Source organism: Kosmotoga pacifica, from assembly GCF_001027025.1.
In the GTDB taxonomy this organism is placed as follows: Bacteria; Thermotogota; Thermotogae; order Petrotogales; family Kosmotogaceae; genus Kosmotoga_B; species Kosmotoga_B pacifica.
Genome location: NZ_CP011232.1, coordinates 1,221,455 through 1,247,231 on the forward strand (window position 1 = coordinate 1,221,455; position 25,777 = coordinate 1,247,231).

24 protein-coding genes are annotated in these 25,777 nt (G+C 42.0%); 10 read left to right on the plus strand and 14 right to left on the minus strand.

The features are described 5' to 3' along the window. The first annotated feature begins 16 nt into the window (after positions 1-16). The 4 genes from IX53_RS05690 (at position 17) to IX53_RS05705 (ending at position 4,204) form a co-directional block, all read left to right on the plus strand. Positions 17-835, plus strand: a complete 819-nt coding sequence (locus tag IX53_RS05690; protein WP_047754527.1) for an electron transfer flavoprotein subunit beta/FixA family protein — start codon at positions 17-19, stop codon at positions 833-835. Further along, the gene (locus tag IX53_RS05695; protein WP_047754528.1) at positions 807-1,826 is read left to right on the plus strand and encodes an electron transfer flavoprotein subunit alpha/FixB family protein; all 1,020 of its coding nucleotides are present in this window, start codon (positions 807-809) and stop codon (positions 1,824-1,826) included. The genes IX53_RS05690 and IX53_RS05695 overlap by 29 nt, the downstream gene beginning before the upstream one ends. Further along, complete coding sequence (locus IX53_RS05700) at positions 1,810-3,210, plus strand: FAD-binding oxidoreductase (RefSeq protein WP_047754529.1); 1,401 nt, start codon at positions 1,810-1,812, stop codon at positions 3,208-3,210. Before IX53_RS05695 ends, IX53_RS05700 begins: the two co-directional genes overlap by 17 nt. A 199-nt stretch (positions 3,211-3,409) precedes the next feature. Beyond that, positions 3,410-4,204 (plus strand): MBL fold metallo-hydrolase, encoded by a 795-nt coding sequence (locus tag IX53_RS05705; RefSeq protein ID WP_047754530.1) that lies wholly within the window; start codon positions 3,410-3,412, stop codon positions 4,202-4,204. A gap of 9 nt (positions 4,205-4,213) precedes the next feature. On the opposite strand, the gene proC is transcribed toward IX53_RS05705, so the two are convergent. Continuing rightward, a complete protein-coding gene (gene proC / locus IX53_RS05710; RefSeq protein ID WP_047754531.1) occupies positions 4,214-5,023 on the minus strand; it encodes a pyrroline-5-carboxylate reductase in 810 nt (269 codons plus the stop codon). Positions 5,024-5,810: 787 nt separating this feature from the next. Here proC and IX53_RS05715 point away from each other — a divergent pair. Both IX53_RS05715 and IX53_RS05720 read left to right on the plus strand, forming a co-directional pair. After that, positions 5,811-6,716 (plus strand): MerR family transcriptional regulator, encoded by a 906-nt coding sequence (locus IX53_RS05715; RefSeq protein WP_047754532.1) that lies wholly within the window; start codon positions 5,811-5,813, stop codon positions 6,714-6,716. 106 nt (positions 6,717-6,822) lie between these two features. Further along, entirely contained in the window at positions 6,823-7,605 is a 783-nt protein-coding gene (locus IX53_RS05720; RefSeq protein WP_047754533.1) for an aminoglycoside adenylyltransferase domain-containing protein, read from the plus strand. 140 nt (positions 7,606-7,745) lie between these two features. On the opposite strand, the gene IX53_RS05725 is transcribed toward IX53_RS05720, so the two are convergent. Genes IX53_RS05725 through IX53_RS05745 form a run of 5 tightly spaced genes read right to left on the minus strand, consistent with a single transcriptional unit; the run spans position 7,746 to position 12,723 of the window. Continuing rightward, on the minus strand, positions 7,746-9,023 hold the full coding sequence (locus IX53_RS05725) for a TRAP transporter large permease (RefSeq protein ID WP_053001204.1): 1,278 nt from the start codon (positions 9,021-9,023) through the stop codon (positions 7,746-7,748). After that, a complete protein-coding gene (locus IX53_RS05730) occupies positions 9,020-9,508 on the minus strand; it encodes a TRAP transporter small permease (protein WP_245612783.1) in 489 nt (162 codons plus the stop codon). The genes IX53_RS05725 and IX53_RS05730 overlap by 4 nt, the downstream gene beginning before the upstream one ends. A 51-nt stretch (positions 9,509-9,559) precedes the next feature. After that, positions 9,560-10,531 (minus strand): TRAP transporter substrate-binding protein, encoded by a 972-nt coding sequence (locus IX53_RS05735; RefSeq protein ID WP_047754535.1) that lies wholly within the window; start codon positions 10,529-10,531, stop codon positions 9,560-9,562. 16 nt (positions 10,532-10,547) lie between these two features. Continuing rightward, positions 10,548-11,522: a 4-hydroxythreonine-4-phosphate dehydrogenase PdxA gene (gene pdxA / locus IX53_RS05740; RefSeq protein WP_053001205.1), complete on the minus strand. Its 975-nt coding sequence runs from the start codon at positions 11,520-11,522 to the stop codon at positions 10,548-10,550. After that, positions 11,500-12,723 carry a four-carbon acid sugar kinase family protein gene (locus tag IX53_RS05745; RefSeq protein WP_047754536.1) on the minus strand — a complete coding sequence of 408 codons (1,224 nt, stop codon included), beginning with the start codon at positions 12,721-12,723 and terminating at the stop codon, positions 11,500-11,502. The genes pdxA and IX53_RS05745 overlap by 23 nt, the downstream gene beginning before the upstream one ends. A gap of 158 nt (positions 12,724-12,881) precedes the next feature. Between IX53_RS05745 and IX53_RS05750 the strand changes: the two genes are divergently transcribed. Together IX53_RS05750 and IX53_RS05755 are read left to right on the plus strand one after the other, a co-directional pair. Continuing rightward, positions 12,882-14,684: a sigma 54-interacting transcriptional regulator gene (locus IX53_RS05750; RefSeq protein WP_047754537.1), complete on the plus strand. Its 1,803-nt coding sequence runs from the start codon at positions 12,882-12,884 to the stop codon at positions 14,682-14,684. After that, entirely contained in the window at positions 14,651-15,010 is a 360-nt protein-coding gene (locus IX53_RS05755; RefSeq protein WP_245612688.1) for a YbaK/EbsC family protein, read from the plus strand. Before IX53_RS05750 ends, IX53_RS05755 begins: the two co-directional genes overlap by 34 nt. A gap of 209 nt (positions 15,011-15,219) precedes the next feature. Here the strand turns inward: IX53_RS05755 and sfsA are convergent, their stop codons facing one another. Further along, complete coding sequence (gene sfsA / locus IX53_RS05760; RefSeq protein WP_053001206.1) at positions 15,220-15,963, minus strand: DNA/RNA nuclease SfsA; 744 nt, start codon at positions 15,961-15,963, stop codon at positions 15,220-15,222. Between the two features lie 80 nt (positions 15,964-16,043). Between sfsA and IX53_RS05765 the strand changes: the two genes are divergently transcribed. After that, positions 16,044-16,928 carry an aminoglycoside 6-adenylyltransferase gene (locus IX53_RS05765; RefSeq protein WP_047754538.1) on the plus strand — a complete coding sequence of 295 codons (885 nt, stop codon included), beginning with the start codon at positions 16,044-16,046 and terminating at the stop codon, positions 16,926-16,928. Between the two features lie 150 nt (positions 16,929-17,078). Here the strand turns inward: IX53_RS05765 and IX53_RS10905 are convergent, their stop codons facing one another. Continuing rightward, complete coding sequence (locus IX53_RS10905) at positions 17,079-17,231, minus strand: hypothetical protein (protein WP_156173119.1); 153 nt, start codon at positions 17,229-17,231, stop codon at positions 17,079-17,081. A gap of 148 nt (positions 17,232-17,379) precedes the next feature. On the opposite strand from IX53_RS10905, the gene IX53_RS05770 reads away from it, so the two are divergent. Beyond that, on the plus strand, positions 17,380-18,957 hold the full coding sequence (locus tag IX53_RS05770) for a DUF2779 domain-containing protein (protein ID WP_053001207.1): 1,578 nt from the start codon (positions 17,380-17,382) through the stop codon (positions 18,955-18,957). A gap of 14 nt (positions 18,958-18,971) precedes the next feature. On the opposite strand, the gene IX53_RS05775 is transcribed toward IX53_RS05770, so the two are convergent. From IX53_RS05775 to IX53_RS05800, 6 genes are read right to left on the minus strand one after another with little or no spacing between them, the layout of a single operon-like run. Continuing rightward, positions 18,972-20,207 carry a Gfo/Idh/MocA family protein gene (locus IX53_RS05775; RefSeq protein ID WP_047754539.1) on the minus strand — a complete coding sequence of 412 codons (1,236 nt, stop codon included), beginning with the start codon at positions 20,205-20,207 and terminating at the stop codon, positions 18,972-18,974. Beyond that, on the minus strand, positions 20,204-21,259 hold the full coding sequence (locus IX53_RS05780) for a glycoside hydrolase family 130 protein (protein ID WP_053001208.1): 1,056 nt from the start codon (positions 21,257-21,259) through the stop codon (positions 20,204-20,206). The genes IX53_RS05775 and IX53_RS05780 overlap by 4 nt, the downstream gene beginning before the upstream one ends. 37 nt (positions 21,260-21,296) lie before the next feature. Continuing rightward, positions 21,297-22,160 (minus strand): DUF6454 family protein, encoded by an 864-nt coding sequence (locus tag IX53_RS05785; RefSeq protein WP_047754540.1) that lies wholly within the window; start codon positions 22,158-22,160, stop codon positions 21,297-21,299. A 7-nt stretch (positions 22,161-22,167) separates the two neighbouring features. Next, positions 22,168-22,971: a Cof-type HAD-IIB family hydrolase gene (locus IX53_RS05790; RefSeq protein WP_047754541.1), complete on the minus strand. Its 804-nt coding sequence runs from the start codon at positions 22,969-22,971 to the stop codon at positions 22,168-22,170. Beyond that, positions 22,961-24,067 carry an ABC transporter ATP-binding protein gene (locus IX53_RS05795; protein ID WP_047754542.1) on the minus strand — a complete coding sequence of 369 codons (1,107 nt, stop codon included), beginning with the start codon at positions 24,065-24,067 and terminating at the stop codon, positions 22,961-22,963. Before IX53_RS05795 ends, IX53_RS05790 begins: the two co-directional genes overlap by 11 nt. Positions 24,068-24,072: 5 nt before the next feature. Beyond that, entirely contained in the window at positions 24,073-25,740 is a 1,668-nt protein-coding gene (locus IX53_RS05800; RefSeq protein WP_047754543.1) for an ABC transporter permease, read from the minus strand. Positions 25,741-25,777: the final 37 nt, after the last annotated feature.

Here is a 25,777-nt window from a genome sequence, read left to right on the forward strand (position 1 = left end):
TTGAGGAGGAACTCAGATGAAGATAGCCGTTCTGATAAAGCAGGTCCCTGATACGGACCTGGTTAAACTTGATCCTGAAACGGGGACAATGATAAGGGAAGATTCGGGAAATGTTATAAACCCTCTGGATTTGCATGCGATCGAAGCAGCCTTAAGAATAAAAGAATCCCTTGGCGCACAAATAACGGTCTTTTCTATGGGACCTCCCGCCGCGGAAGAGGCTCTCAAAGAAGCTATCGCGATGGGAGTTGACGCGGCTTTTCTACTCAGCGATCGAAGATTTGCTGGCGCTGATACTCTCGCTACTGCCATCACCCTTTCAAAAGCTGTGAAAAAACTCGGCCCATTCGAACTGATTCTCACCGGCGAGAAAGCTGTTGATGGAGAGACGGGACAGGTGGGCCCTGAAGTCGGCACGCTTTTGGGAATGCCTGTATTTTCGTATGTATCGAAGATACAGGAAGTTTTTGAATATGGAATTACCGTAGAACGCGAAGTGGAGGATGGAAGGGAGATCTGGGAAGCATCTTTCCCTTGCCTCCTCACGCTCACAAAAGAAGTCAATGAACCCAGACTCCCTACTTTAAGCATGAAAAAGAAAGCGCGAAGGATGAAAATCGATACACTAAATTGTGATTCTCTGGGATTGGACCCATCCGTAGTAGGTTTAAAAGGTTCACCAACGAGGGTAGTGCGAATTTCATCTCCTAAAATTTCAAGAAACGTCGTTATCTACGAAGGTAAGAAACTTGAGGAAGGTATTAGTAAGATAGCTGAGCTCTTAAGACCTTATCTGGAGGAAGAACATGAAAAAACATATATGGGTAATAGCTGAAAAAAGAAGAGGTACACTCCATTCGAGCACTTTCGAACTTCTTGGAAAAGCCAGAGAACTTTCTTCAAAAATGATGGATTCACTGGTTACCTGTGTGGTTCTAATGGACCGCAGTCTAACCCCGATAGAAAAAAAGAATTTGTTTGATCGTGGAGCTGATACCATAATAAACGTAATCCACGAGAAATTGAGAAGGTTTGATTACCTCGCTTACCTTGGAATTTTAAAAAATCTCGCTATACAGTTCTTACCAGAAATAATCCTCGCCCCGGCTACAACAACCGGACGAACAATCATGCCTGCCATCGCTGCTTCTTTAAAGACCGGGTTAACAGCCGACTGCACGGGTCTGGATATCGACGAAAACGGGAACCTACTTCAAACAAGGCCAGCAATTGGAGGAAACATCATAGCCACGATCGAAACCCCTACACACAGACCGCAAATGGCTACCGTAAGGCCAAAAACCTTCAATCCAATTAATGAAAAATATTCAGGGCCGGAGATCTATGAAGAAGTGAGACCACACCTCACCTTTTCAAATCGGACAAAGCTCATAGAATTTCGCGAGATTTCTTCCAACCAGAAGAACATACAGGACGCTGAGATCATATTTTCTGGAGGAAAGGGGCTAAGAAAACCTGAAAATCTTGAAGTGCTGAAAAAACTGGCACAGTTGGTGAATGGTGCTGTTGGTGCCTCCAGACCCCTTGTTGATTCTAAATGGATAGGGCATGAGAATCAGGTGGGATTGAGTGGTCACACAGTCAAACCAAAAATCTACATAGCCGCAGGGATTTCGGGAGCAGTTCAGCACGTAGCTGGAATGCAAACATCAGACACTATTATCGCCATCAATAAAGATACAAACGCTCCGATCTTTGACTTTTCAGATATCGGTCTTGTCGGCGACGCTGTTGAAATATTGAATGCACTTCTCGAAAACCTCACTTCCCTTAAGGAGGAAAAAGCAAATGCCGGAAATTCCTGACACACTATTTGAAAAACTCAATGATATGTTTGGCAAAAGGATGAAAATAGACGAAGATTTTCTGGAGAAATATTCCCACGATGAAACAGCAGAATTAAAGGGTAATATTCCTGGTGTTGTGCTTTTTCCAATGACTGCGGAAGAAATTTCTGAAGTTCTTAAGCTCGCAAACCATTACAAGGTGCCTGTCACACCAAGGGGAGCAGGTACCGGATTATCCGGGGGAGCGATTCCCGAACCCGGTGGCATCGTACTCTCACTGGAAAAGATGAACAAGATGGTTGAATTCGATGAATCCAATCTCATGATAACGGTCGAACCGGGTATGATAACAAGCGAAATACAAAAGATCGCTGAAAGGTATGGGCTTCTTTACGCTGGGGACCCGTGTAGTAGCGAAAGCTCAACAATAGGTGGCAATATCGCTGAAAATGCTGGTGGAAATAAAGTATTGAAATATGGTCCCACTGGGTCTCATGTGTACGGCCTTGAAGTGGTTTTACCAACGGGGGAAATAACGAATTTCGGCGGTAAGATGGTTAAGAACGTGACTGGTTTGGATATGGTACACCTGTTGGTTGGCTCAGAAGGTACGCTTGGGATTGTCACCAAAATCACCCTTCGCCTTCTACCAAAACCTAAATTCTCTGTGGCCCTTCTTGCTCCTTTCGAATCCGTTGAGACTGCTATAGGTGTGGTTCCGAAATTGATAAAGGACTCAGGCATCATGCCTTCCTCCCTCGAATTCATGGATAACTCTTCCATAAAATTGGCCTGTGAGTTTTTAAACGTGAACTTCCCTTATTCGGAAGCCGGTGCCCATCTAATTCTCGAAGTCGAAGGCAACGACAGAGATGCCGTGGCAGATGAATATGAGAAGCTTGGGGATATCTGCCTTAAAGAAGGAGCTCTTGAAGTCTTTGTCGCAGATAATAGAAACACGAGGGAAAAACTATGGAAAGTGAGAAAATCAGTTGCGGAGGCCCTCATGGTCTATAGCCCTGTACACTGTATGGAAGATGTATCCGTTCCCACTGCCAGCATACCGGAACTGCTCAAAGGTTCATCAGAAATCGCCGCGGCTCATAATCTTGAAACCATCGCATTTGGCCACGCTGGAGATGGCAACGTCCACATCACTTTCATAAAGGGAAAGAGTTCTGAAGAACACTGGAAAACACACTTAAAACAGGCTTTGAGGGAATTGTATGAACTGGCGAAAGAGCTCGGAGGTTGTATAAGCGGAGAGCACGGAATAGGAATAAAAAGAAAAAAATACCTTCCTATTGCACTTGATGAAGCTCAGATCAGACTAATAAAGGGAATCAAAAGAGTATTTGATCCGAATAACATCCTCAATCCCGGAAAAATTGTTGACGTGTAGCCATAGATAACCTAGAAGTTGGAATAAAGTGGACAATTCTTTCTAAGACTTTGCTGGCTTATTTTGCATCTATGGCATTTTATCTTATCGGCTTGATCATTTGAAAAGGAAGGAATTTGCTAGCTTGTAGTATTATAGGAATGGAAAAACAAAAGAAATAGATGTTATAGGTCTCTTAAATCGATACGAGAGGTGCTTTATGAAGATTTCTGTTCTCTGCAACGATACCGCCCTGAAGGGGTTTGAAGTTGAGCACGGACTCTCTTTGCTCATCGAAGCAAATGAGCATTCTATCCTTTTCGACACCGGCAGCACCGATGTAGCTGTCAAAAATGCCGCAAAGCTGGGATTGAATCTGTCTAACATCGACTTTATAGTAGTCAGCCACGGCCACTATGACCACATCGGCGGACTCAAAGAAGTCCTGAAAATCACGAGGAAGAAGAAAGTCTACACAGGCCCTGGTTGTCTTTTCCCCCGATATAGCGGTCCAAAATTCGCCGGTTCTCCTGAGAGCGAGGCACACTATGGAAAACTTGGTGCAGACTTTGAAGTAGTCGATCAGACAACAACTCTTGAAAACGACATCTTTCTTTTGCCAGCCGTTCCTTTCAGGACAGCTGAAAGACCCTCCAGAAAGTTCAAGCGTATGGGTGGCGAGGAAAGATTTCAGGATCTCTTTGAAGATGAGCTTTCGTTAATCGTTATTGAAAACGGAAGAGCCACGTTATTCACGGGATGTTCCCACCGAGGAATTGGTAACATACTGCTTGAAACCAACAGGCACTGGAATATAAAGACCGTTGTGGGTGGCTTGCATCTATCGGATAAAACGCGTCCCGAGATTGAAGAGGTGTGCCGGCTGATCAAAGAAATGAATATCGAAAGTTTCTACATAGGGCACTGTACAGGAAACACCGCGATAGAGATTTTCAAAGAAAAACTACCAGCCACCGTGAAGGAACTAAAAGCGGGGCAAATAATAACAATATAAGGTGAGGCTTTACAGGCTTTTCTCAATGTCTTCGTTGATCTTTCTGGCTCTGTTGTAAGTGTCCAGAATAGTTTTCATAATAGTCCCGCGTAACCCTTCCCTTTCGAGGGAATATATCCCCTCGATAGTAGTCCCGGATGGGGAAGTCACCAGGTGGCGAAACTCACCAGGGTGATTTCCCTTTTCCTTTAACAATTCGACAGAGCCACTGATCGTATGTAAAATCAGTTCTCTCGCTTTATCGTAGGAAAGTCCCATCTTCAGGCCTATGTCTATTAAAGCCTCTACAATCACGAAAACGAAAGCCGGTCCGCTTCCGCTCAATGCAGTGACCGCCGCAAAATCTTTCTCGTTGACTTCAACAGTACTTCCAATCGCTTCCAGCAGTTCTATCACCAAATCACGTTTTTCTTTCGAAATAGCCGGAGAAAAACAAATTCCAGTAACCCCCTTCCCTATCATTCCCGGAATATTGGGCATGATTCGAACAACTCTATCCGTTCCAAGTTCTTCCATGATGACCTTAATAGAAATGCCTGTCATGGTACTGACTATGATCTTCTCGTTAAACTCAACCACCCTGACCTGTTCAAATAGGGCAGATACGTCCTGGGGTTTCACGGCAAAGAAAATGATCTCAGCCTTTTCACAAACCTCAGCGGCGTTGCCACAGCACACAATCCCGTCCAGTTCTTTGTAAGGTTCCATTTTCTGAGGGGAACGGTTAAAAATATACAGCTTTAATTCCGGTTTTGTTTCCAGAAAACGCTCTACCAAGATACTACCAATATTTCCGACACCTATCACACCAATCTTCATTGAACTCCCTCCAGTAATATTATTATGGTTTCAATTATACATGCCAGATGTTTGAACAAAAAGACTTTTAGTATCAGGAAACAAAGAAAACAAACTCATCCTGGGAGAATACAGACTCGGATTCAAGAAGACAAATAAGAGAAGGAGCTTATCAACTGAAAGTTTCACCAATGTAGCTTTCTCTGAGGCAAAAAGTGTAAATGTATAGTTTGAAGTCCATCACTTTTTCAAATAAAGATTTGTTAAAATTACTACTTCTATTCCAGTTTATAGACTACCTATGAGGAATTGAAATTATCAGTTGAAGCGGCTGCGTCAGGGATTGGCACTTCTTCGAAGTGAATATGCGTTGCTCCACACGGCTATGCGCCTTCAGCGGATGTAAGAAACCGTTGTAGGTGGTTAGTTGTAGGTTGTTCGTTCTACACCCTAATCCCCAGACCCCAAATCTGCTCTTCTCGGATTCTCGAATCTAATCTCCAATCTCCAACATCTAACCTCGCTCTTTTGATCTTAGCGGATAACGAAAAACGAGAAACGGCAAACGGTTCTCCACGAAGTCAGCCCCCCGTATGTTCTCTCGGCTCTCGGGCTCTCGGTTCTCGAGTATTTCTACACCCCATACCCTATACCCTAAACCCGTGTTCTTATCGGTCAGTCAACGGAAAACGGACAACGATAAACGGCTCTTCACTATTTCTTCTGGCGTGCACTTGACTCTAACGCAACGTAATCCTATATAATCATTTCATGATTCCTGGGGAATAAGAAAAAGGAGGGGGTGCCCATGAACGGACACCTGAGAATCGGTGAAGTATCCGCTAAGTATGGTGTATCTAACAGAACTTTAAGGTATTACGAAGAGGTAGGACTTTTGAAGAGCTTCAGAGATCCGGATTCAAAGTATAGATATTACGATAAGGAAGCCTGTAAAAGATTGGAAATGATTATCTTCTTCAGAAATCTACAACTTACCATAAAGGAGATTAAAGCAATATTTACCGGAAATGCAGCTGACGAAATGATAAGAATTTTTACCTCTAGATACAGATCTCTGGAAGAAGAACAGAGATTACTCGAAAACTTGAGGCACACAGTCAAAAGTATACTTGAATACACTCTCAACAATGGCCATAACGGCTTCAGCATTCCAGAATTAGTTCAGGACATAGGTTTCCATTTAACAGAAAATGAAATTGAATTCAAAGAACGGGAGGAAAAACCTATGAGTAGTAAGTTATCAGATGTCAGGATAATTGAATTAAAACCTTTCAATGTCGCATATTACAGGGCTATTAGCGAAAGCCCGGAATTAGATGCCTGGAAGGTTATGTTCGACTGGCTAAAAAACACCGGTATTTTGAATTCACCAACAACAAGGTTCTTTGGCTTTAATAATCCGAATCCCTCGCCAGATAAAGCTGAGTACGGTTACGAAGTCTGGGTAACGGTACCGGAAGGCTTTGAAACCGGAGGAGAGATAAAAACAAAGAACTTCGAAGGTGGACTTTATGCAGTTAGCAGTAGCTATCTGTATGAAATAAGTGAAAAATGGATGCAACTGGTAGAATGGGTAAAAGAAAGTGATTACCAGTTCGGTGAACATCAATGTTTGGAAGAAACCATTTCGCCGAATAAAATCCCAGACGCAAACACACAATTCGATCTCTTCTGTCCCGTAGTTAGCAAATAATATTCTCCTGAGATCAGCCGTCACCAATAAATGATAGACCCCATACCTCCCCTTAGAAAATGCAAATGCCGTATAACATTTCAGATGAGATTGGAGACCGTATTGCATGCTTGAAAAGGCTGATAATATTACTCCTTATTCAGACGTCAATACTATCTTGCACAAACTAAAATCGAGCGTGAAAGCTGTTTTAAGAGAACAATTTATAGGCATGTACGTTCATGGCTCATTGGCAAGTGGTGATTTTAATCCTGAAAGTAGCGATATTGATTTTCTCGTTGTCACTGCCAATGAGTTATCAGGGAAAACTATTGCGGCATTGAAAGATATGCATGCTTGCATTACTAATAGTGGTTCTAAATGGGCAAGAAAACTGGAAGGGTCATATATTCATCAACATGCTCTTAAGCAATACAATCCACCGGACGCTCCACGCCCTTATGTGAATGAAGGGAATTTTCATTTAGTCAAGTATGGAAGTGAATGGATTCTCGAAAAGCATGTTCTTTTAGAACATGGAATAGTAATAGAAGGGCCGCCGCTTCAAACTTTAATTGATCCTATCAAGCCGGATGATATAAGACAAGCTACACTTGCAATATTGAATGAATGGTGGCTGCCTATGCTTCACGATACAACCCGATTAAAAAGTGACGAGTATCAAGCTTATGGCGTCCTTACAATGTGCCGGATTCTTTATACATTGAAACATGGAACCATTGCTTCAAAACCAGTGTCAGCAGCCTGGGTAAAGAAAGAATTTAATGGTCAATGGACATCATTAATCGAACTAGCACTGACCTGGCGTGAGGGTATGCATCTATCAATATTAAATGAGTTGATGAATTTCATCCGTTTCACATTAAATCAGGCGAAGAAAGTTAAATAAGATTGATACAATACAGATATATCCGATTCCAAACAGGATATTTGGGAGTTCAACGGGAATTTTGGGCATAAAGAGTGGAAATTTTTTCAAACAAAAAGGGCAGTAAATATACTGCCCCTTTTGTCTTTTGGGGAAGGGAGTTAACGTGCCAATGATGGTAAGAACATTACCAATTTTGGCAATAAAATTATCAAGAATAGGATTGCGACCATTTCGAAAAAGAAAAGCATTGATTCTCTAACTGTAGGCATTATCTCAGTTTTGGCAAGATAACATGAGATGAAAAGAGTAGTTCCCACAGGAGGAGTAAAAAGCCCAATTGCAAGCGCAAAAACCATTATTACTGTAAAATGAACCGGATCAACCCCAACAACTTTTACCGCCGGAAGAAGTATAGGTCCAAAAAGAATTACCCCAGGGGAAACGTCGATAAATGTTCCTGCAATCAAAAAAAGTATACCAAGAGCGATAAGCATCGTTGTGGGAGTGGGAAACAGGTGAGGTAACGTATCTGCCAATATCTGTGGTAGTCTTGAATAAGCCAATACCCAGGTCACAGCAGAGGCTGTGGAAATTATGAATAGCACAATCGCAGAACTGATGGCTACTTTTTTAAAAACCTCAAAAAGGTTCTTCAACTTTAATTCTCTATACACAAATTTGCCTAAGATAAAAGCATAGACAACGGCAATTACTGATGCTTCTGTTGGAGTAAAAATTCCTCCTAAAATACCCCCAAGTATAATGAGAATTTCAACTAGCGCTGGAAGAGTCTTCATAAATACTTTTAACAACTCTTTGAATGTAACCTTTTGATACTTGGGGTATTTTCTTTTTTTGGATATCATTGTTGAGATTACCAGCATTCCAAGACCGACAATAATCCCCGGAATCGCTCCGCCAAGGAATAAATCCCTAATCGACAGTGCGGTAGCAACTCCCGCAAGAATCATTGGTATGCTCGGTGGTATTATGATTCCAACTGTTGATGAGACGGCATTAATCGACGCAGCAAACTCGGGATCATATCCTTCCTCTTTCATAGCTGGAATCAATATCGAACCCAGCCCAGACGCATCAGCAACCGAAGAGCCTGAAATACCGGCAAAAATCATACTTCCAACAATAGAGACTGCGGATAAGCCACCCCAAAAATGGCCAACAAGAGCTCTTGAAAATTCTAGAATTCTCCTGTTCAAACCACCTTCATTCATCAACATTCCAGCGAGCATGAAAAAGGGAATGGCCATAAATGGGAAGCTATCAATCCCGGCAAGCATTCGCTGAAAAACTATTGTGAGAGGGAGCCGTGTGCCTATTTGGACGTACAATAATGTCGAAAACCCAAGAGAAAAAGCCACTGGTAGACCAATAAAAGCCAGCCCAAAAAGAATTACCAAATACAAAGTGAGCATCATTTTTCTTGACCCCCTCTCTCTTTTAAAAGTCCGAGATGCTCAAGTATTTTTTCAATGGAAAATATGAACATAAATATTGCTCCAGCAGGCAAAGACATATAAACATATGACATTTTGTATTGAAGAGCAGCAGAGTATTGAAAGCTTGTTTTTTCAACCAATTCGAGTCCATATACAAACATGATAGTAAGAAAGTATATGATTATTGAGTCAAAAATAATCAATAATACCATTTTCCCTTTTTTGGATAATTTGCTTGGAAGCAAATCAATAAACAAATGTGCACCATGCCTATACCCAACCGCTGTTGCTAAAAAGACCATCCATATCATTAAATGCCTAGAAAGCTCTTCGGTCCAGCTGAGCGGTTTATTTAGCACGAATCTTGCAAATACTTGTGAAAATATAAATACAACCATAAGAGTTAGAGCGACAACAAGCAAAGCTATTATGACTTTTTCTATAATTGAAAATACCTGTCTCACAACATCCAACATACTCCCTCCCCAAAAGCCCTGAATCACTTTAAACTGAGATCAGAATTTTTCACCAGCAGCTTTTATCGCAAGGTATAGTTCTGTGAACCCGGGAACGTTTGAAAATTTCTTATAAACATCTTTTGCTGCTTCTCTGAATTCATCCTTGTTGGGGTAAGTGAATGTCATATGCTTCGCCAGTTCATTCTTAATTGATTCGATAGATTCAGCAAGGATTTTATCGTTGTATTCACTTGCCTCTTTAGCGGCTTCCAGAAGAGCTATCCTTTTTTCATAGGAGAGACTCTCGTAGAGTTTGTTGTTTATGATTATCATCATAAAACCTGGAAGATGATCAGTGAAAGCTAAGTAGTCACATACTTCATAAAATTTGTTCGCATAAATTACTGGAAGCGGATTTTCTTGTCCATCAACCGTACCGAGCTGTAAGGCAGTATAAACTTCAGGAAAAGCAAGCGGTGTGGGATTCGCACCGAGGGCTTTCCAGGTTTCTAAATGGGCCTTCATTTCAGGAACCCTTATTTTCAACCCTTTCAAATCAGCCAATGAATTTATTGGCTTGTTTGTTGTCAATTCTCTTGATGTTCTCATTATTATTGATAGAAATCTCATACCAATTTTTTCTTGAAGCCTTTCGTTTATTACCTGCCCTATTGGCCCATTCATAACATATTTGATATGAGCCTCATTTTTAAACAGAAACGGGAACTCTAAAATTGCCATTGCAGGATCAAAATTCTGTAGAATGCCCCCTAAAATTGCTCCATCTACTGTACCGAGTTGTATCCCCTCTGCAACATCTCTTTCTCCGCCAAGAACTCCACCGTACATAACATCAATCACTATTTCACCATTTGTCTTTTCTTTAACCAATTCTGCAAACTTGATTAAGCTCTGCGTTTGATGGTCTTCTTTTGCATAAGCCGAAGCAAAAACCAATCTCATAGTCTTGGCACCTAAGAGACTCGCAACCAATACAACCACCACAAACAATACAATGAAACGTTTCATGCTAACACCCTCCTCTTTAAGAAGTCAATTTTTTTGCCAGTTTAAAAGCTTCTAGAAGATTTTTCTCTTTTGCCACCCCCTTCTCAACAATATCGTAAGCAGTTCCATGGTCTACTGAAGTCCGTAGAATTGGTAGGCCAAGAGTTACATTAATTCCTTCATCAAACCCCACTAGCTTCAAAGGAATATGACCTTGATCATGATACATTGCTATCACCGCATCGAATTCCTTTCTCAAACATCTGAGAAACACTGTGTCTGAAGGAAAGGGCCCCAGTGCTTCATATCCGGCATTTCTCAATTCTCTTGAAGCTTCAAAGGTTTTATTTTTGTCACAGGTACCAATTACTCCTTCTTCACCGCAATGTGGATCGATGCAGGCAATTGCTATTTTAGGTTCCGATTTAAGCTTTTTTAAGAAAGCCAGAGTTAATAAGAAAGCTTCTTTGATTTCTTCTTTGGTAACCCTCTTCGAAACCTCGGCAAGGGCAATATGAGTAGTTACATGAGTTACTATTAATTTATCCGAATAAAGCATCATGTATGCACGTTTTGTGCCTGTCAAATCAGCCAAAAGTTCTGTATGACCATTGTAATGATGGCCGGCCATGTTTAGCGCTTTTTTGCTTATTGGAGCTGTTGTAATCGCATTTGTGAAGCCAGATTCAGTTAATTCTACAGCTTTACAGACATAGCTAAAAGCCGCTTCTCCAGACTCTTTTATATCCTTTCCTGGCTGCAAATTTTCAACTGGTCCCAGATCCAAAAGAATTCTGGATTCCCCGGATTTAAGTTTCTCTCTAAGTTCTTCTTCAGTCTTACATACTGTAAGATTATCGGAAATATTGTCCAGAACTTTTAGCTTTTCATTGTAATACGCGAGAACTTCCAGTGACCCAACAATGATGTATCCTCCAATACCGCATTTAATAAATTTGAGCACTATTTCAGGTCCTATACCTGCAGGGTCACCCATTGTTATCGCTATCAAAACTTTCGCCTCCAATTAACCGGATAATTTCATGTAACGTTTCTGAGGTCCCGAACCCTCCTGATTTTGTTATGATGATGTTCCCTTTCTCTGTCCAAGACATAACACTTCCCTCGATAATCTCTTTATCTATATTCAAAACACTTTGCTCCATTCCCTCCAATATCAACGAAGCTGTTTCCCCCCCATTGATTACCAATATAAGATTTTCAATGCTTGACAACCTTTTACCTAGATTAATCCAGAAGTTATTCATCACATTCTTGCGCTCACGGCTGAAAACAGAAAAAGTTCTGAAAGAACACTTTCTGCTATCACGAAGACAATCAATAACTTTCTCGATATTTTCTGAAACAGAATGTTCGGGATTATATTCAAGGTGCCTGATCGAAGAATCTTTATTAATCAGAAAATCCATCTGACTCATAGAGACAGGATGAAGAGAACCCGAAATAACCAAAATTCTTTTGTTGTTAAATACTCTTTCCTTCGATAATGCGTCCGCAAGCCCGGCGGAACCACACAGCATAACTCTGTTTCTTTTGCTTATTTCAGTATAAAGACGGATTATTTGCCCCAAATGCGCTTGCGTTATAGCATCAAAACTTATTATCTGGTTTTCAGCAATAACATTTCTCAACGTTCTATCTTCATAGTCATATTTCTCAAATCTTCTGAGAGAAATATGTGCAACTTTATGAGTTCTATACGCATTTATTATTTCAACAACTGATGAACTACTCACAGAGCTGAAGGGATCTTTCCCACTGGGAGTCTCTTCAACCATTTTCCCATCAACATAAAGAAAGCCATCTACGACAACCCTCTTTTGCTCCGGGTTAGCAGAGCAGAAAATGATCTTATCAACAAAATTCGTGTCGAGAAAAGCTGCGATTTCTCCACTGATATTCCCTCTAAGAGTAGAATCTATTTTTTTGTACACTTGAATCTTTGAAAAATCAGATGTGTGACCAATTAAATCTTTCAAACTACTTATGTACTTGATCATTAGCTCATATGCACTTTGTTGGTCCAGATTTCTGGAATTTGTGTTTAAAGAAATAATATTCATTGACAAATCATTGCCAACAAACGCTTTCAAATCCTCAAGCGAATTCAATACCAAGGCCTGGTTTAAAGAGGTCTTGAATTTTACTGACGTATCTAACGCCCCTGTAAGATCATCCGCAAGAACTAACAAAACAGACCCTCCTACAAAATGATGAATTTACCAAGCAAAAAAATGCCAGTCTTTTGTGTTTTCTGAAATGCGCATGAATCATATATAATTGATTCATAGCATTTGTTTCAACGTTCAATTTGGAAACAAAGATTTCAATTTGAAACAGGAGTGATTGTATGGGCAAGATCGCTGCAATATTACCCAATGAATATCTTGAACAATTAACAAGGAAACTGGTTGAAGAGAAAAATCTCAGAAACATTGAAGTTCATATTGGTGATCTTTACCAGGCCCTGGAGATCGTTGACCATTCAAGTGACATTGACGTTATTATCAGCCGCGGAGGAACAGCAGATCTTTTAAAAGAAAATACCAATATTCCAGTCGTTTATATCAAAGTGCACCTAGCCGACATTCTTAAACTGGTAAATGTCGCCTTACGATTCAAAAGAAAAATACTTTTTGCAGGGTTTGACAAGATTTTTGAGGATGCTGGTACTCTCAAAACCCTTGAAGCTTTGATTGGTGCACAAATTAAGCAATTAAACTTATACGGTATCGAATCCTTACCTGAAGAGTTGAAAGAATATGTTGTCATTGCAGATACGGTAAATTATGAAATAGCCACCAAAAACGGTCTTGAATCTTATCTGATTGAATCTGGAGAAGAAGCTATTATGGAAGCAATAAACAATGCTCTTCAAATACAGGAATATGTCAATTTTGAAAAAAGGAAAAGAGAGGAAATACTTAATATCGTGAACAGTGTAGACTTTGGAATGATCTACATAAGCCCAGAAGCCAACGTAATATCGAATGAAACAGCTAATAGATACCTGGGTAATTTGAAGGAAAGCTTTTTAGAAAGAGTTAGAGACAGGAAAAGCTACGAAGAAGTATTTTCTCAAGGAAATGAGAAATATTACGTGGATTTGAAAACCATAGACGAAGATAGAAAGATAATCACAATAAGAAAAGCCGCAGAACTTGAAGAGGCCGAACGTTATATTCGAAAAACTCTAAGAGCCAAAGGATTCGTCGCCAAGCATACATTTGAAGATATTGTAGGTAAATCGGAAAAACTAAGAAGAGTAATAATCAAAGCAAAAAGCTTTGCAAAAAGCGATGCTAATATTTTGTTGTTTGGAGAAAGCGGGTCTGGAAAGGAACTTTTTGCTCAAAGTATACACAATGAAAGTCCCAGAAAAGGGAATCCTTTTGTGGCAATAAATTGTGCATCTCTTCCTAAGGATCTTCTTGAAAGTGAGCTTTTTGGTTATGTAGAGGGAGCTTTTACTGGAGCTAAGAAAGGTAAAATGGGTCTTTTTGAACTCGCTCATAAGGGAACGTTGTTTCTTGATGAAATTGACCAGATTCCCTATGAACTTCAGGGAAAACTACTTAGAGCGATTGAAGAAAAAGAAATTCTCAAAGTTGGTGGGAGCTCTCTGGTTCCGGTAGACACAAGAATCATATCCGCTACAAATATAGATCCCGAGATCCTGATCAGAAACAACAAACTGAGACTTGATCTATATTCGAGGCTTAGTGTCTTGCCATTACAAATCCCCCCTTTAAGAGAAAGGCGAGAGGACATTCCAGAATTATTGGAGTATTTTATAAGGATTTTTGGGGAAAAATACTCTGTTGAGACTCCTAAATTTGACAAAGAAAAAATACAAACACTTATGAATTATTCCTGGCCCGGAAATGTTAGAGAACTGCAGAATTTTGTTGAAAGAATTACGATTTTGCTTGGTACAGAATCGTATTCAGAAGCCTTTCGCGAGTTTGAAATCCTTTCAGAAAACGATGGATTAGTAGCCAACCACAATGAACCCATCTTAAAAGAAATAGAAAACCAGCTAATCCATATTTTGATTAAGAAAGGGATCTTCACAAAAAGTGAAATAGCAAAATTGCTCGGGGTTAGCCGAACCTATCTTTGGCGAAAATTGAAGGAGTTGAACATAGAATAAGAAAAGGGAGCACAAAAATGCTTCCTGAAAATGTAAATAGAATATTGGAAAGGGAATCTCTTGAATATTATGAGTTTCCAGAAGGCACTACACCCACATCGAAACCCGCGGCGGGGATGCTTGGTGTGAAAGTGGGACAGATCGCCAAGTCGATTCTCTTTGTAGGAAAAAGTGGAACCTCTTATCTGATGGTATGCCCCGAGGATAGAAAGGTGTCCCCATCCAAATTAAAAAAGGTGGTGGGTGAAAAAACAGGCTTACCACCGCGGAGCAAGCTGAATAATTCACCGGGTTTCTTCCAGATAGAGTATGTTCCTTTGGATTAGAAGGCATGATGATAATAGATATAGCTCTTAAGGAATATGATATTTTTTACCCGGCTATGGGTACCTCTGCTCTGGCTCCGCAGTCAAGATTACTTTCGAAAAGCTTCAAGACATCACCGGCGCGGAAGTTTCTGATCTCACTGTACCATTGGATGTGCAATAATTGAATTCTTTCTATAAGCGCAGAAATGAATTGATGGCCCTATTTATTATGGCCAAAAGCCAGGAAAGGTGCTTTTCTTGAGTTCTACTCTCAGTTCTCCACAGAATTCCACTTCAATTCCGGGGCTGAATTGAAGTGCTTTGATTTGAACGCCTTTTTTCGAAGCTTCCTTCAGGGTTTCCGATAGCTCGGGGTCCATCTCGAAGAAGGGACTGAATTTCAGTGCATCTTTCCTCACCACCATAAAGAATATCCAGCTGTGATATTCCCTCTTTTTCAGGTTTATCAGTTCTCTTATGTGCTTTGTGCCTCTTTTGGTGGGGGCGTCAGGGAATCTTGCCGTTCCTTCAGCATCGATAAGATTCACCGATTTTAATTCGATGTAATGTTTGCCACTATCGCTTTCCACATAGTAGTCGAGCCGTCCATTTTGCACGGGCGGTTCCGCTTTTATGAATTGGATTCTTCCGAAGTAACTCAGCATCCCCTTATGCACGAGCCAATGAAAGAGCAAATTGGGAAGCCTTGAATCAACGCTGACCAGAAGGGGGTCTCCTGTGGGATAAGCCTGTGTCTCCACCAGCAGCAGGTCATATTTCGTTCTGCCGTTGTTTCGCCTTTTTTCGAGAATTACTTCCACTCCCGGAACGAGAAGCTCTTCAAGTCTCCCGGGGTCTGGAAGGTAAACTTTCTCTTTTTCGCCTTTGAGTTCGACAATGGCGGTAAAGCGATTCGATCTTTCGATAAATGTTGCCCTGACGGGCTTCTTGATCCAGCTGTATGTTCTCATCTTTACCATTATACCAGTGTTTTAGGCAGCGTTTTCCATATGTTAGTATGGAAACAACCACATACAGCGGAGGAATGGGTATGAGAAAAGAGAGTGAAGTATTGGAGCAATTGATCCAGTGGGCCGGAAAACACGAGCTGATACGCGCGGTGATCCTTACCAGCTCACGTACAAATCCGAAAGCACCTGTGGATCTGTTTTCGGATTATGATCCTGTTCTCGTTGTTACAGACACCGAGGTTTTTGCTAAAGACGACCGTTGGCTCGAACTCTTCGGTTCCATCCTGACCTCCTTCAAGGACGAGTTCATCAGTGATGGTATTAAGCATTATACAAGACTCGTACTTTATCATGACGGTGTGAAGATAGACTTCAGCATCTGGCCGGTGGAATTACTCGAGCAGATCCTGAAAAGGCCTGAATTGCCCGATTTTCTCGATCTTGGTTACAGAGTCTTGTTAGATAAGGACGGCCTTACAAAAGGTCTAAAACCTCCAACTCATAGCGCTTATGCGATAAGCAAACCCACAAAAGAGGAGTACCTTGGGCAGATCCAGGAGTTCTGGTGGGATGTGACCTATGTCGCAAAGAGTCTCTGGCGCGACGAGCTCTTCTTCGCGAAATATATGCTGGATTGTTCGATACGGTTCAGTAGCCTTCAGAAGATGGTCGAGTGGTATATCGGTCTGAAAAACGACTGGGCGGTTAATCCTGGAAAATACGGGAGATGGTTCAAGAGATACCTGGATCGTAGAACATGGTCTGAGCTTGAAAAGACTTTCACAGGCTCCCGCATAGAAGACAACTGGGAAACGCTTTTTAAGACAACAAAACTTTTCAGAAGACTCGCGATTGAGGTGGGAGAGGGTCTTGGTTACACATATCCTCACCAGCTCGATGAGAGGGTTTCGGAATACCTCTTAAAAGTCAGGAATCTGGGAAGGGATGCCGATGATTTCGATTAAAAGATGGGGTTTCTCAGGAAGTCCTATTTTTATACAGTGAGGTAGTCAACTGAAGGAAAAAGTGAGAATGCATTGAAGTACCGGTACGATTATCGAATTCAACCATAACGGGATGGCTAGATAAAATAGCAATCCTTACTGGATTTGCTATCATTTCTTACCCTTGAAGAATTTATCGAATATGAAGAGTTTTTTATACAGACTTTTTTCTTTGTCTTTCTCCTTTGGGTTCTGGTTGAACCAGAAGCTTGAACGCTCTTTCTCTTTGTCTTTGTCTTCTTTGCTCTCCTTTCCAAACCACATACGATCATCTCCTTATTAATAACTCGTAGTGTCATGAATTTCAGGGTTTAGCTCATAGATAAGGGTACGTCTTAATTCTGTTTGAATGTTATCATGTATTTGGATTAAAAACAAACGTTTTTATTTCGAACTCAGGGAGGTGCTAGCGATGGTAAACAAATACGCCTTTCTTGCGGCGATTAATTGTCCAGTAAAGGGCTGGTATATATTCAATCAACCAGAAGCAAAATTAAGTGTTGCCGACGAGTACCGCATAAGAGAGGGAAAACTCATTGGCAGAAAGGCGCAGTCCCTTTTTCCTATGGGTGTAGAGGTTAAAGGGGAAAACTTTTCAGAGGCGCTGAGTATAACGAAGGATATTCTAATAAGCGACAGCTATCCCGTCGTTTTTGAAGCGGCATTTAGAGACGATGAACTGGCAACCAGAGCAGATATAATCCACAAACATGGCGATAAATCCCTGGATCTTTTCGAAGTGAAATCGAAGAAGTTCGAAGAAAAGGACAAATTTATCAAGAACAGAAATTCAAAAAGATATATCCGCGATTTAGCATACACAGCTATGGTAATTATGAACCACGGATGGAATGTACGCAGTACAACACTTTTGCTTGTTTCTCCTGAATACAGAAAAGGAATGTACGACAGCCTGCTCTTGAAGCCGCTCGACCTCACCGATTGGGTGCTTGAGACTGTTAAAGAACTAAATGAAAGCAAAACGCGGTTAATCAACATTCTCATATCATCTAACAGGCCAAAGTTTGACATGTCCTGGGAATGCAAAGGCTGCAAGTTCTTACAGGAATGCTTCCTGGAAAAGTGGGATACCCTCTTCGTCATTCACCGACTCAACAGAAAAAAATACGATGAGCTCCGGGAAAGGGGGATATTTGAGGTAGAAGATATAGATGATTCAACGATGCTGGGGTTCAACGAAAAGCAAAAACGGATGATTGCTGCTATAAAACAAAATGCCCCAGTTATTAATTATAGCGCCCTAAAAAGAGGGCTTTCCGAGATAGAATATCCAGCGGGCTATCTTGATTTTGAAACAATGGCCACCGCGCTCCCGCTGTATGAAGGTATCGCACCATATGAAAAGATTCCTACACAGTTTTCTCTCCACATCAGATCCCATCGAGGAGGCACATTGCGCCATATTGAATACATATTCGAAGAACCATCAAGGGACTGTTCCTTGGAACTTGCACATCGCCTTGTTGAAGCAACAAAGGACTGCAAATCCATCATCGTTTACCATGCTTCTTTCGAAAAGAACATCATAAAAAGATTGAGTGAAAAATTTGCGGAACACCCCGAACTAAACCAGTCACTGAAAGGGCTTTTGAACAGAATTATAGATCTGGAAGTAATAGTCAGCGAAAACCTTTATTATCCAGAATTCAAAGGCAGTTTTTCTGTTAAAAAAGTTCTCCCGGCACTTGTTCCTGAGCTGGGTTATGAAAATATGCCTGTGAGTAACGGGGATGACGCTTCCTACATTTTTGCCAATATAGCAATGGGGTATTATGATTCTGAACAAGAAGAAAGAATGAAAATAAATCTTCTTGAATATTGTAAACTCGACACTCTAGCGATGGTCAAAATACAGGATAAACTTGAAGAATTAACGGAAGAATGTCGGAAACCTGAACCATTCAAAACTACCTATCCAAAGGATTTCAAGGTACTCAATGCGGTTACGCTTAAAAACAGCTGTGAATGATTGCCAGATCGGAACTAAACCAGAAAATCCGTCACAGGTACAACAATCCCACTTTGTTCTCTGGATTTTTCAGCAGCGAAAGCCATCATATGGCTGTGGACGGAGTCTTCGAAGGCCGTTGACAGCCTTTTTTTCTCTCCTTTTAGAAGGGCTACGAATTCTTCTACCAGCCCTTCATCTCCTCCACTATGCCCTCCTTTTACCCCTTCTATTGGTACTTCCTTTCTCTCTTTCCCGAAGATGTTCAATTCGATGAATCCCCCATCCAGGTCTCCATAAATTTCTCCATGGGAGCAGTGTATCCGAATCTGCCGGGTGATGTCGTGACTGAAAGCGGTCATGGTGAAATTAGCAACGACACCGTTTCTGAAATAAAAGAATGTTGCCTGGTGATCCACCACATCGTTATCCGAGGAATATACACACCTGCCGTAAGGTCCTTCTCTCAGGGCTTTCAACCTGCCCTCGTACGAAAGGTCTGTGGTAATAACTGAAACGGGCCATCCAGTGTAACCTGTCAGGTATATGCGTGTGGCCGAATAGGGACAGCTATCCTTCAAGGAGCAGTCAAGACATCTCTCGGCAGCTTCAGCGGGCTTGTTTTCACTACTGAAGTGATATAGTTCCCCAAGCGAAATGACTTTTTCGCATCTTTCGCCAACGAGCCAGTGGAGTATGTCCGCGTCGTGACAGCTTTTAGTAAGTATGGAAGGCCCCGATTCTGATTTCTTCCTCCAGTTTCCCCGCACGTAGCTGTGGGCAAAGTGAAAGAACCCTATCCTTTCTATGTGCTCTATCCCTATAATCGTACCTATTTCACCGTTGTCTAATAGCCCTTTAAGTGTTTTGAAAAAGGGAGTATACCTGAGCACATGGGCGATGGTCACACGTTCCTTGACTTCGGGAATATCCAGCATCTTGAGGATTTCCTCCGGGTTTTGAGCGATGGGCTTTTCAAGAAGGATCGTGTAACCAAATTTTGCTGCCTTTATAGCGGGCTCCACATGCAGCCTGTCAGGCGTGGCGATTATAAGTCCATCACTGAGCTGTTCTCTCGAAAGTAGTTCTTCCCAACTGGCGAACTGGTTTTCTTTTGGTACGTTGTGTTCTTTAGAGAAGCGTTCTCTTTTGATTCGGTCGGGTTCAGCAACGGCGACTACCTTCACGTCTTCCCTGTTCAATAGAAGCTTGCCGTACGCTTCATATCCTCGATTCCCGGCACCTATAATGCTGATACTCACCTTTTTCATATTATTCCCTTCTCATTGCAAGGTTTCAATTCTTTCAGAACATCTTCCAGCTTTGCGACGAATATTCCGATACAATAATCGCTTACTCCACCGACCCACAGGAGTTTATCGTCATACAGAATCAGCCCATCACCAAAAATCACCATGGCTCTGTCTCCATATTCTTCGTTTAGTCCCCTGGGAGCGAGCAGGTAATCGCTTATCGCTTTAAGCCTGCCATCTCTGTCCACGAGTGCAAGGCCATTTTTATATGATAGGTCCTCTTTTAACACCGCGTGCCAACCGATCAGGTATTCGTCATCGGATAGCTTTACAGCATTCGTCGACCAGCCGACTTTGTGCTCCCAGTTTTCCGGTAGCAATACGGGCTCAATGCTCTCTGCATTCAGCGTCAAGCTTTCCAGGTCTGCGCTGGCGCGCCAACACACCAGTGTATCACTGATTTCTAATCTGACAAGCATTGTCGCACTGTTATTCTCGACTTCAATGAACGCGCTGTCTTTAGTGGTTACTGGGAGGAATTCCTCCTTACCGTCGCTTATCCTGAAATATCCCTTTCTTTTGAGCTCGTATGTTTCATTAAACTCTGCAAAGCCGAGCACATCTCTTCTGACGAGCTCATCACCTTCGCCATAGTAATACCCCTTCCCCGTGTAAAGCATGTACAGATTATCTCCGTGCAAAGATACCCTTGCATCTTCACATCCGAGAAACTCCCACAATTCTTTTGGCCATAAGATTATTTCTGTTTCTACCGGCCTATCTATTCCGCCTTTTACGATTTTCTCAATGTCAAGGGAGAACACCCCTACACTCGACGTGTATTTGTAGTAATCGAATATCAATCTTGGAAATATGAAAAGTTTTTCGGCTTTTATCACTGCGCCGGGATTAAAAACTGCCACTGGCTTCGTTCTTATGTAATTCTTCACGTAAAGATCTTCTGGGCTTATGTAATACCTTGCTTTGAACACATCGACTAGTTTATTTTTCCGTACGCTCATTTTGTGGTTTTTGAGTTTGCTGAGAAGGTTTTTTTCTATGCTTTTCACTTTTTTGCCTCCTCCCTCTCGGCTCTTCACGCTTTTGTTAAGGGATATATGGCTTTGTTGGAGGTGTAATTTTAAACATGTATATGGTAGTGGCATTATCTTCCGGTGCAAAATACAGTTTATTCTTGTAATACGAAAAACCCTCGCAGGACAGGGAGACTCTATTGGCTTTGCAATTCGTGAAACCCGTTTCTATCCTTTTGACTACCTTTCCTGTTTCTGGATCCAGCCAATCCACCATACCAAAGCTATCCTCGTATTTGTAAAAGTAGGGATATCCAAACAGACGTCCCTCCGGGATTTTGCGGGGTTTCCTCGTCTCACCGTTACACAGTAATAGGCCACTTTCATGGTCATAATGAATGTCCTGATATGCACAGACATATCCCATTTTCTGGCTTATCCCTGGATTCAATATCTTCTTCAACACATTTCCCTGAAGATCAGTGATGTATATGTATAATGCGTCCCAGTTGGTCAAATAGAGTCTATCTTTTCCATTGAAGGCAACTGCACTGATATGGTCATTGAAGACCATCGTTTCGCTGATTTCCATTACTTCTGGATCGATTTTGAAGATAAAAGTGCTTGATTTACGCTCGTAACTAGCTGCCGGAGCCCACAGGTATCTACCATCATGGAATATCCCTCCGACGTGAATAGTAAACTCGCCGGGGCTGATTTCCCGGGTAAGGTCAATTCCCTTTATTATTTCAAGGGTTGACCTATCGATCTTCCAGAGAAGCCCTCTCTTTTTCACTTTATCTACAGAACTGAGGAAGAAAGCTTTGTCCGTTACGGCGAGACCCTGCACGTGATATGTCTTAAAGGGAAGTTCAACCGAACCGATGGGCTTTAAGTTTGAAGAACTTAGAACAGGAAAATCCAGATTCAATCCCATAATGCTTTCACCCTTCTTTGAGGAGCAATTTTGCTAGTTTCTCTAGCACATCTTCGGGGTCTTCCGCTATAACGATATCTGCGACTTCGTTCAACGCTGAATGACTCTCGCCAGCTGCAATTCCCAGTCGGGCGCGTTTTAACATTTCAAAGTCATTGGGGTTATCTCCCATAGCAATAGTATCATCCAAGCTGATCTCAAGCAGTTCGCACAGACGTTCCAGCGCTGTTCCTTTGTTGACACCCCCGGGCAGCAGTTCAAGGAACTCTTTCTCAGACCTCAGAACGGAGCAGAATTCTCCGAGTTCCGGTCCCAGTTTTTCCTGTATTTTGTCTATAATCACTGGTTCATCGATTATCATGACTTTGATGAGCTCAGTACGCTGCAGTTCAGAAAGAGGAGAGGATTTCAGCTCTATACCATCATGAGTACGAAAGCTGTCTATTAGCGGAGAGAGATTAAAAACATAGGCACCGTTCTCTGTGAAGAGGACGGCGTGAAGGCCTTCTCTCTGAAGAACAGTAAATAGCTGGTGCTTTTCATTCTCTTTGAAAAACGCTTGATATACATATTCTTTTTTCAGGGGATCGTATATCTTTGCGCCGTTGTACAGAATCACGGGTTTTGTGATTTTTAGCCTCGTGATGTAAGGCAATGCGGATTCCAGAATCCTACCGGTGGCAATGGTGAGGTCAATTCCTGATTCTCTGAGCTTTTCAACACTGTTTATTACTTTGTCTGAAAGTGTAGAGTCCTTTTTTAGTATGGTTCCATCCAGGTCACTGACTATCAGCTTCCAATTACTCGCCACTTTCGTTATCCTCACTTCTAACGATCGTGATGGACTTCTGATTGAATTTCAGCCCTATTTTTTCTCCCAGAGCCGGGAGAGTACTGGAATAGGGATTAACCATATCCACTTCAAAGGAACTGCCATCACTCACAACCTCAAATGTCACCATGTTACCCGTGTAGATACTGTTTTCTATGGTTCCTACTATGTCTCCTTTGTCCACTGAAGTGAGGGTGATACTTTCAGGTCGCGCCACTACAAGCACTTTTTCGCCAATCTTCCAGTTGTCATGTATTACGACCACACCGATTTCCTTGCCGTTTTTGAGCTTTACTCTAACGCTATCGGCCTGAACATCGACCAATGTGGCTTCTATGAAATTCGCACGACCGATGAACGAAGCGACAAATTTGTTTGTGGGGAATCGATATATGTTGGCCGGCGTGTCTTCCTGCACTATTTTCCCCGAATTCATAACAACGACCTTATCGGAAAGCGTCATTGCTTCCAACTGGTCATGTGTCACATAAACACTGGTGATTCCCACCCGCTTCTGAATCTTCTTCAATTCAATTCTCATCTGCTCCCTGAGCTTGGCGTCGAGATTAGAAAGGGGCTCATCGAGCAGTAACAATTTAGGCTCGAGCACGATTGCCCTTGCAAGCGCTACACGTTGTTGCTGTCCCCCCGATAATTTCCCGGGATAGCGATTCTCGAGACCAGTAAGACCCACGATATCCAGGATATCGAGTACTTTCCTCCGAATCTCAGCTCTGCTGAAGTTCCTTATTTTCAAGCCGTACGCTACATTTTCAAATACATTCATGTGAGGAAAGAGCGCATAGCTTTGAAAGACCATGGCAGTAGGGCGTCTGTTTGGAGGAAGGTTATTCACTACGGCCCCATCTATCAAAACATCGCCTTTGTTTTGAATCTCGAAGCCACCGATTATTCTTAAAGTCGTTGTTTTCCCACAGCCCGATGGCCCCAGAAGGGTCACGAGTTCACCTTGTTTGACCTGAAAAGAGATACCGTCCACCGCTTTTACGATACCCTGGCCGTGGGGGTCTTTAAAATGTTTCGATATATTTTTCAACTCAACGAATGCCTTCATCTATCTCACCTCGCTATTTTTCGCTCGTAAGAAAATCTGTAAGTTAACATTCTCAACAGGAACATCATAACAACCACGATGAATATTAGAACATAGCTATATGCGGCCGCTTGAGCCAGATCACTGTTTTCAACAGATCCAAGTATGGCCACAGTGACGAGATTCCAGCTACCGGAAACAACAAATATTACGGCGCTTATGGCAGTCATGCTTTTAACGAACGTGAAGAACAACCCTGAGAAGAATGCGGGGGTTATCAGAGGTAATGTCACTTTCCAGAACGTGGTAGCACTGCTTGCTCCCATATCGAGCGAAGCTTCTTCGATTGATCTGTCTATTTGCTCTAATGCCGCTACACCGTTCTGTACCCCCACCGGGAGGTTTCTGAAAACGAAGATCAATACGATTATCGCTGCTGTTCCCGTTAGCATCAAAGGCCTGTCGTTGAAAGAAAGGAGATATCCAATACCCACTACCGTACCGGGAATAGCGAAAGTTAGGAGTGAGGTAGCTTCTGTTAGCCTTTTACCAGGGAATTCTTTTCGCGAAACAAAATAGGCGATCAGCATGCCGAGAATTCCAGAAATCGGAGTGGCAACGGCTGCAAGGATTATGGTGTCTTTTATATATTCAAGTCCGACATCGAAGACGAACTTATAGTTTTTCAATGAAAGTGTGTGGTCGACACCCCACAGTTTCGTAAAGGAACCATAGAAGACTGTCCCGTAGAACATCAGTATGGCTGCTGTGAAAATGAGCAGCACCACGGTAAAAAGGGTTTTCACAGCTTTACTTGGTTCCAGTATGCTCATTGTCGAGGGTTTTCCGGTGATGGTAACGTATGATTTTTTCGAAAGCCAGTATTTCTGCAGTGTGAAAGCGACAATTGTAGGGATCAGAAGCAATATAGCTAACCCCGATCCTGTGGAGAGATTGAAAGATCCCGTTATTTCAAGGTACGCCGCAACGGAAAGCACCTGATAATTACCGGAAAGGATCATGGGGTTTCCAAAATCTGCCATGGACTGCGCGAAAACAAGAAGCCAGGCGGAGAAGATTCCGGGCATGGAGAGAGGAAAGGTCACTTTCCAGAAAGTTCTCCATTTGCTGTATCCCATACTGAGGGATGCCTCTTCAAGAGCCGGGTTTATGGATCTCAATATTCCCTCAAGGCTCAAAAAAGCTGTGGGGAAGTATGCCAGTGTTTCAACAAGGCTCAGTCCTCCAAAACCGTATATATCGATCTTTAGGCTATCCTTTAATATATCGTGTGTTATGATTCCATTCCTTCCAAAAAGCAATATTGCGGCAAGTGCTATCACAAAAGGCGGTGAAACGATCGGAAAAGTTGCGACAGTGGTAAATATCCTCTTTCCCGGAACATTTATACGTGTTACCGCAAAGGCAAAAATGTAGCCTATGATGGCACTGATACTCGCTACTGTAGCACCGAGCTTCAGACTGTTGAACAAAGGCCTTCTGAAATACACTTTGGTAAAGAGCATTTTATAGGTGTTTAGCGAGAAGTTGCCATCGTAATCTTTCAAACTGGTCATAGCGACCATAACTATGGGATATATGACAAATACTCCAAGAAGGAGCCAGATTGCAAGCAGGGTAATAAATAACGTGGGTTCGTTAAAAATTCTTTTTAACTGCTTCGTGAAGTACATCTAATCCCTCCATAAAACAGAGGGGGGAGAAGTACCC

Excerpts from the sequence above, each read along its gene's own strand:
- IX53_RS05700 (WP_047754529.1), top strand. The coding sequence starts at position 1,810 with ATGCCGGAAATTCCTGACACACTATTTGAAAAACTCAATGATATGTTT.
- IX53_RS05795 (WP_047754542.1), bottom strand. The coding sequence starts at position 24,067 with ATGAAGGCATTCGTTGAGTTGAAAAATATATCGAAACATTTTAAAGAC.
- proC (WP_047754531.1), bottom strand. The coding sequence starts at position 5,023 with ATGAAGATTGGTGTGATAGGTGTCGGAAATATTGGTAGTATCTTGGTA.
- sfsA (WP_053001206.1), bottom strand. The coding sequence starts at position 15,963 with ATGAGAACATACAGCTGGATCAAGAAGCCCGTCAGGGCAACATTTATC.
- IX53_RS10905 (WP_156173119.1), bottom strand. The coding sequence starts at position 17,231 with ATGTGGTTTGGAAAGGAGAGCAAAGAAGACAAAGACAAAGAGAAAGAG.
- IX53_RS05770 (WP_053001207.1), top strand. The coding sequence starts at position 17,380 with ATGGTAAACAAATACGCCTTTCTTGCGGCGATTAATTGTCCAGTAAAG.
- IX53_RS05750 (WP_047754537.1), top strand. The coding sequence starts at position 12,882 with ATGGGCAAGATCGCTGCAATATTACCCAATGAATATCTTGAACAATTA.
- IX53_RS05735 (WP_047754535.1), bottom strand. The coding sequence starts at position 10,531 with ATGAAACGTTTCATTGTATTGTTTGTGGTGGTTGTATTGGTTGCGAGT.
- IX53_RS05720 (WP_047754533.1), top strand. The coding sequence starts at position 6,823 with ATGCTTGAAAAGGCTGATAATATTACTCCTTATTCAGACGTCAATACT.
- IX53_RS05765 (WP_047754538.1), top strand. The coding sequence starts at position 16,044 with ATGAGAAAAGAGAGTGAAGTATTGGAGCAATTGATCCAGTGGGCCGGA.
- IX53_RS05705 (WP_047754530.1), top strand. The coding sequence starts at position 3,410 with ATGAAGATTTCTGTTCTCTGCAACGATACCGCCCTGAAGGGGTTTGAA.
- IX53_RS05715 (WP_047754532.1), top strand. The coding sequence starts at position 5,811 with ATGAACGGACACCTGAGAATCGGTGAAGTATCCGCTAAGTATGGTGTA.
- IX53_RS05690 (WP_047754527.1), top strand. The coding sequence starts at position 17 with ATGAAGATAGCCGTTCTGATAAAGCAGGTCCCTGATACGGACCTGGTT.
- IX53_RS05800 (WP_047754543.1), bottom strand. The coding sequence starts at position 25,740 with ATGTACTTCACGAAGCAGTTAAAAAGAATTTTTAACGAACCCACGTTA.
- IX53_RS05785 (WP_047754540.1), bottom strand. The coding sequence starts at position 22,160 with ATGGGATTGAATCTGGATTTTCCTGTTCTAAGTTCTTCAAACTTAAAG.
- IX53_RS05695 (WP_047754528.1), top strand. The coding sequence starts at position 807 with ATGAAAAAACATATATGGGTAATAGCTGAAAAAAGAAGAGGTACACTC.
- IX53_RS05775 (WP_047754539.1), bottom strand. The coding sequence starts at position 20,207 with ATGAAAAAGGTGAGTATCAGCATTATAGGTGCCGGGAATCGAGGATAT.
- IX53_RS05725 (WP_053001204.1), bottom strand. The coding sequence starts at position 9,023 with ATGATGCTCACTTTGTATTTGGTAATTCTTTTTGGGCTGGCTTTTATT.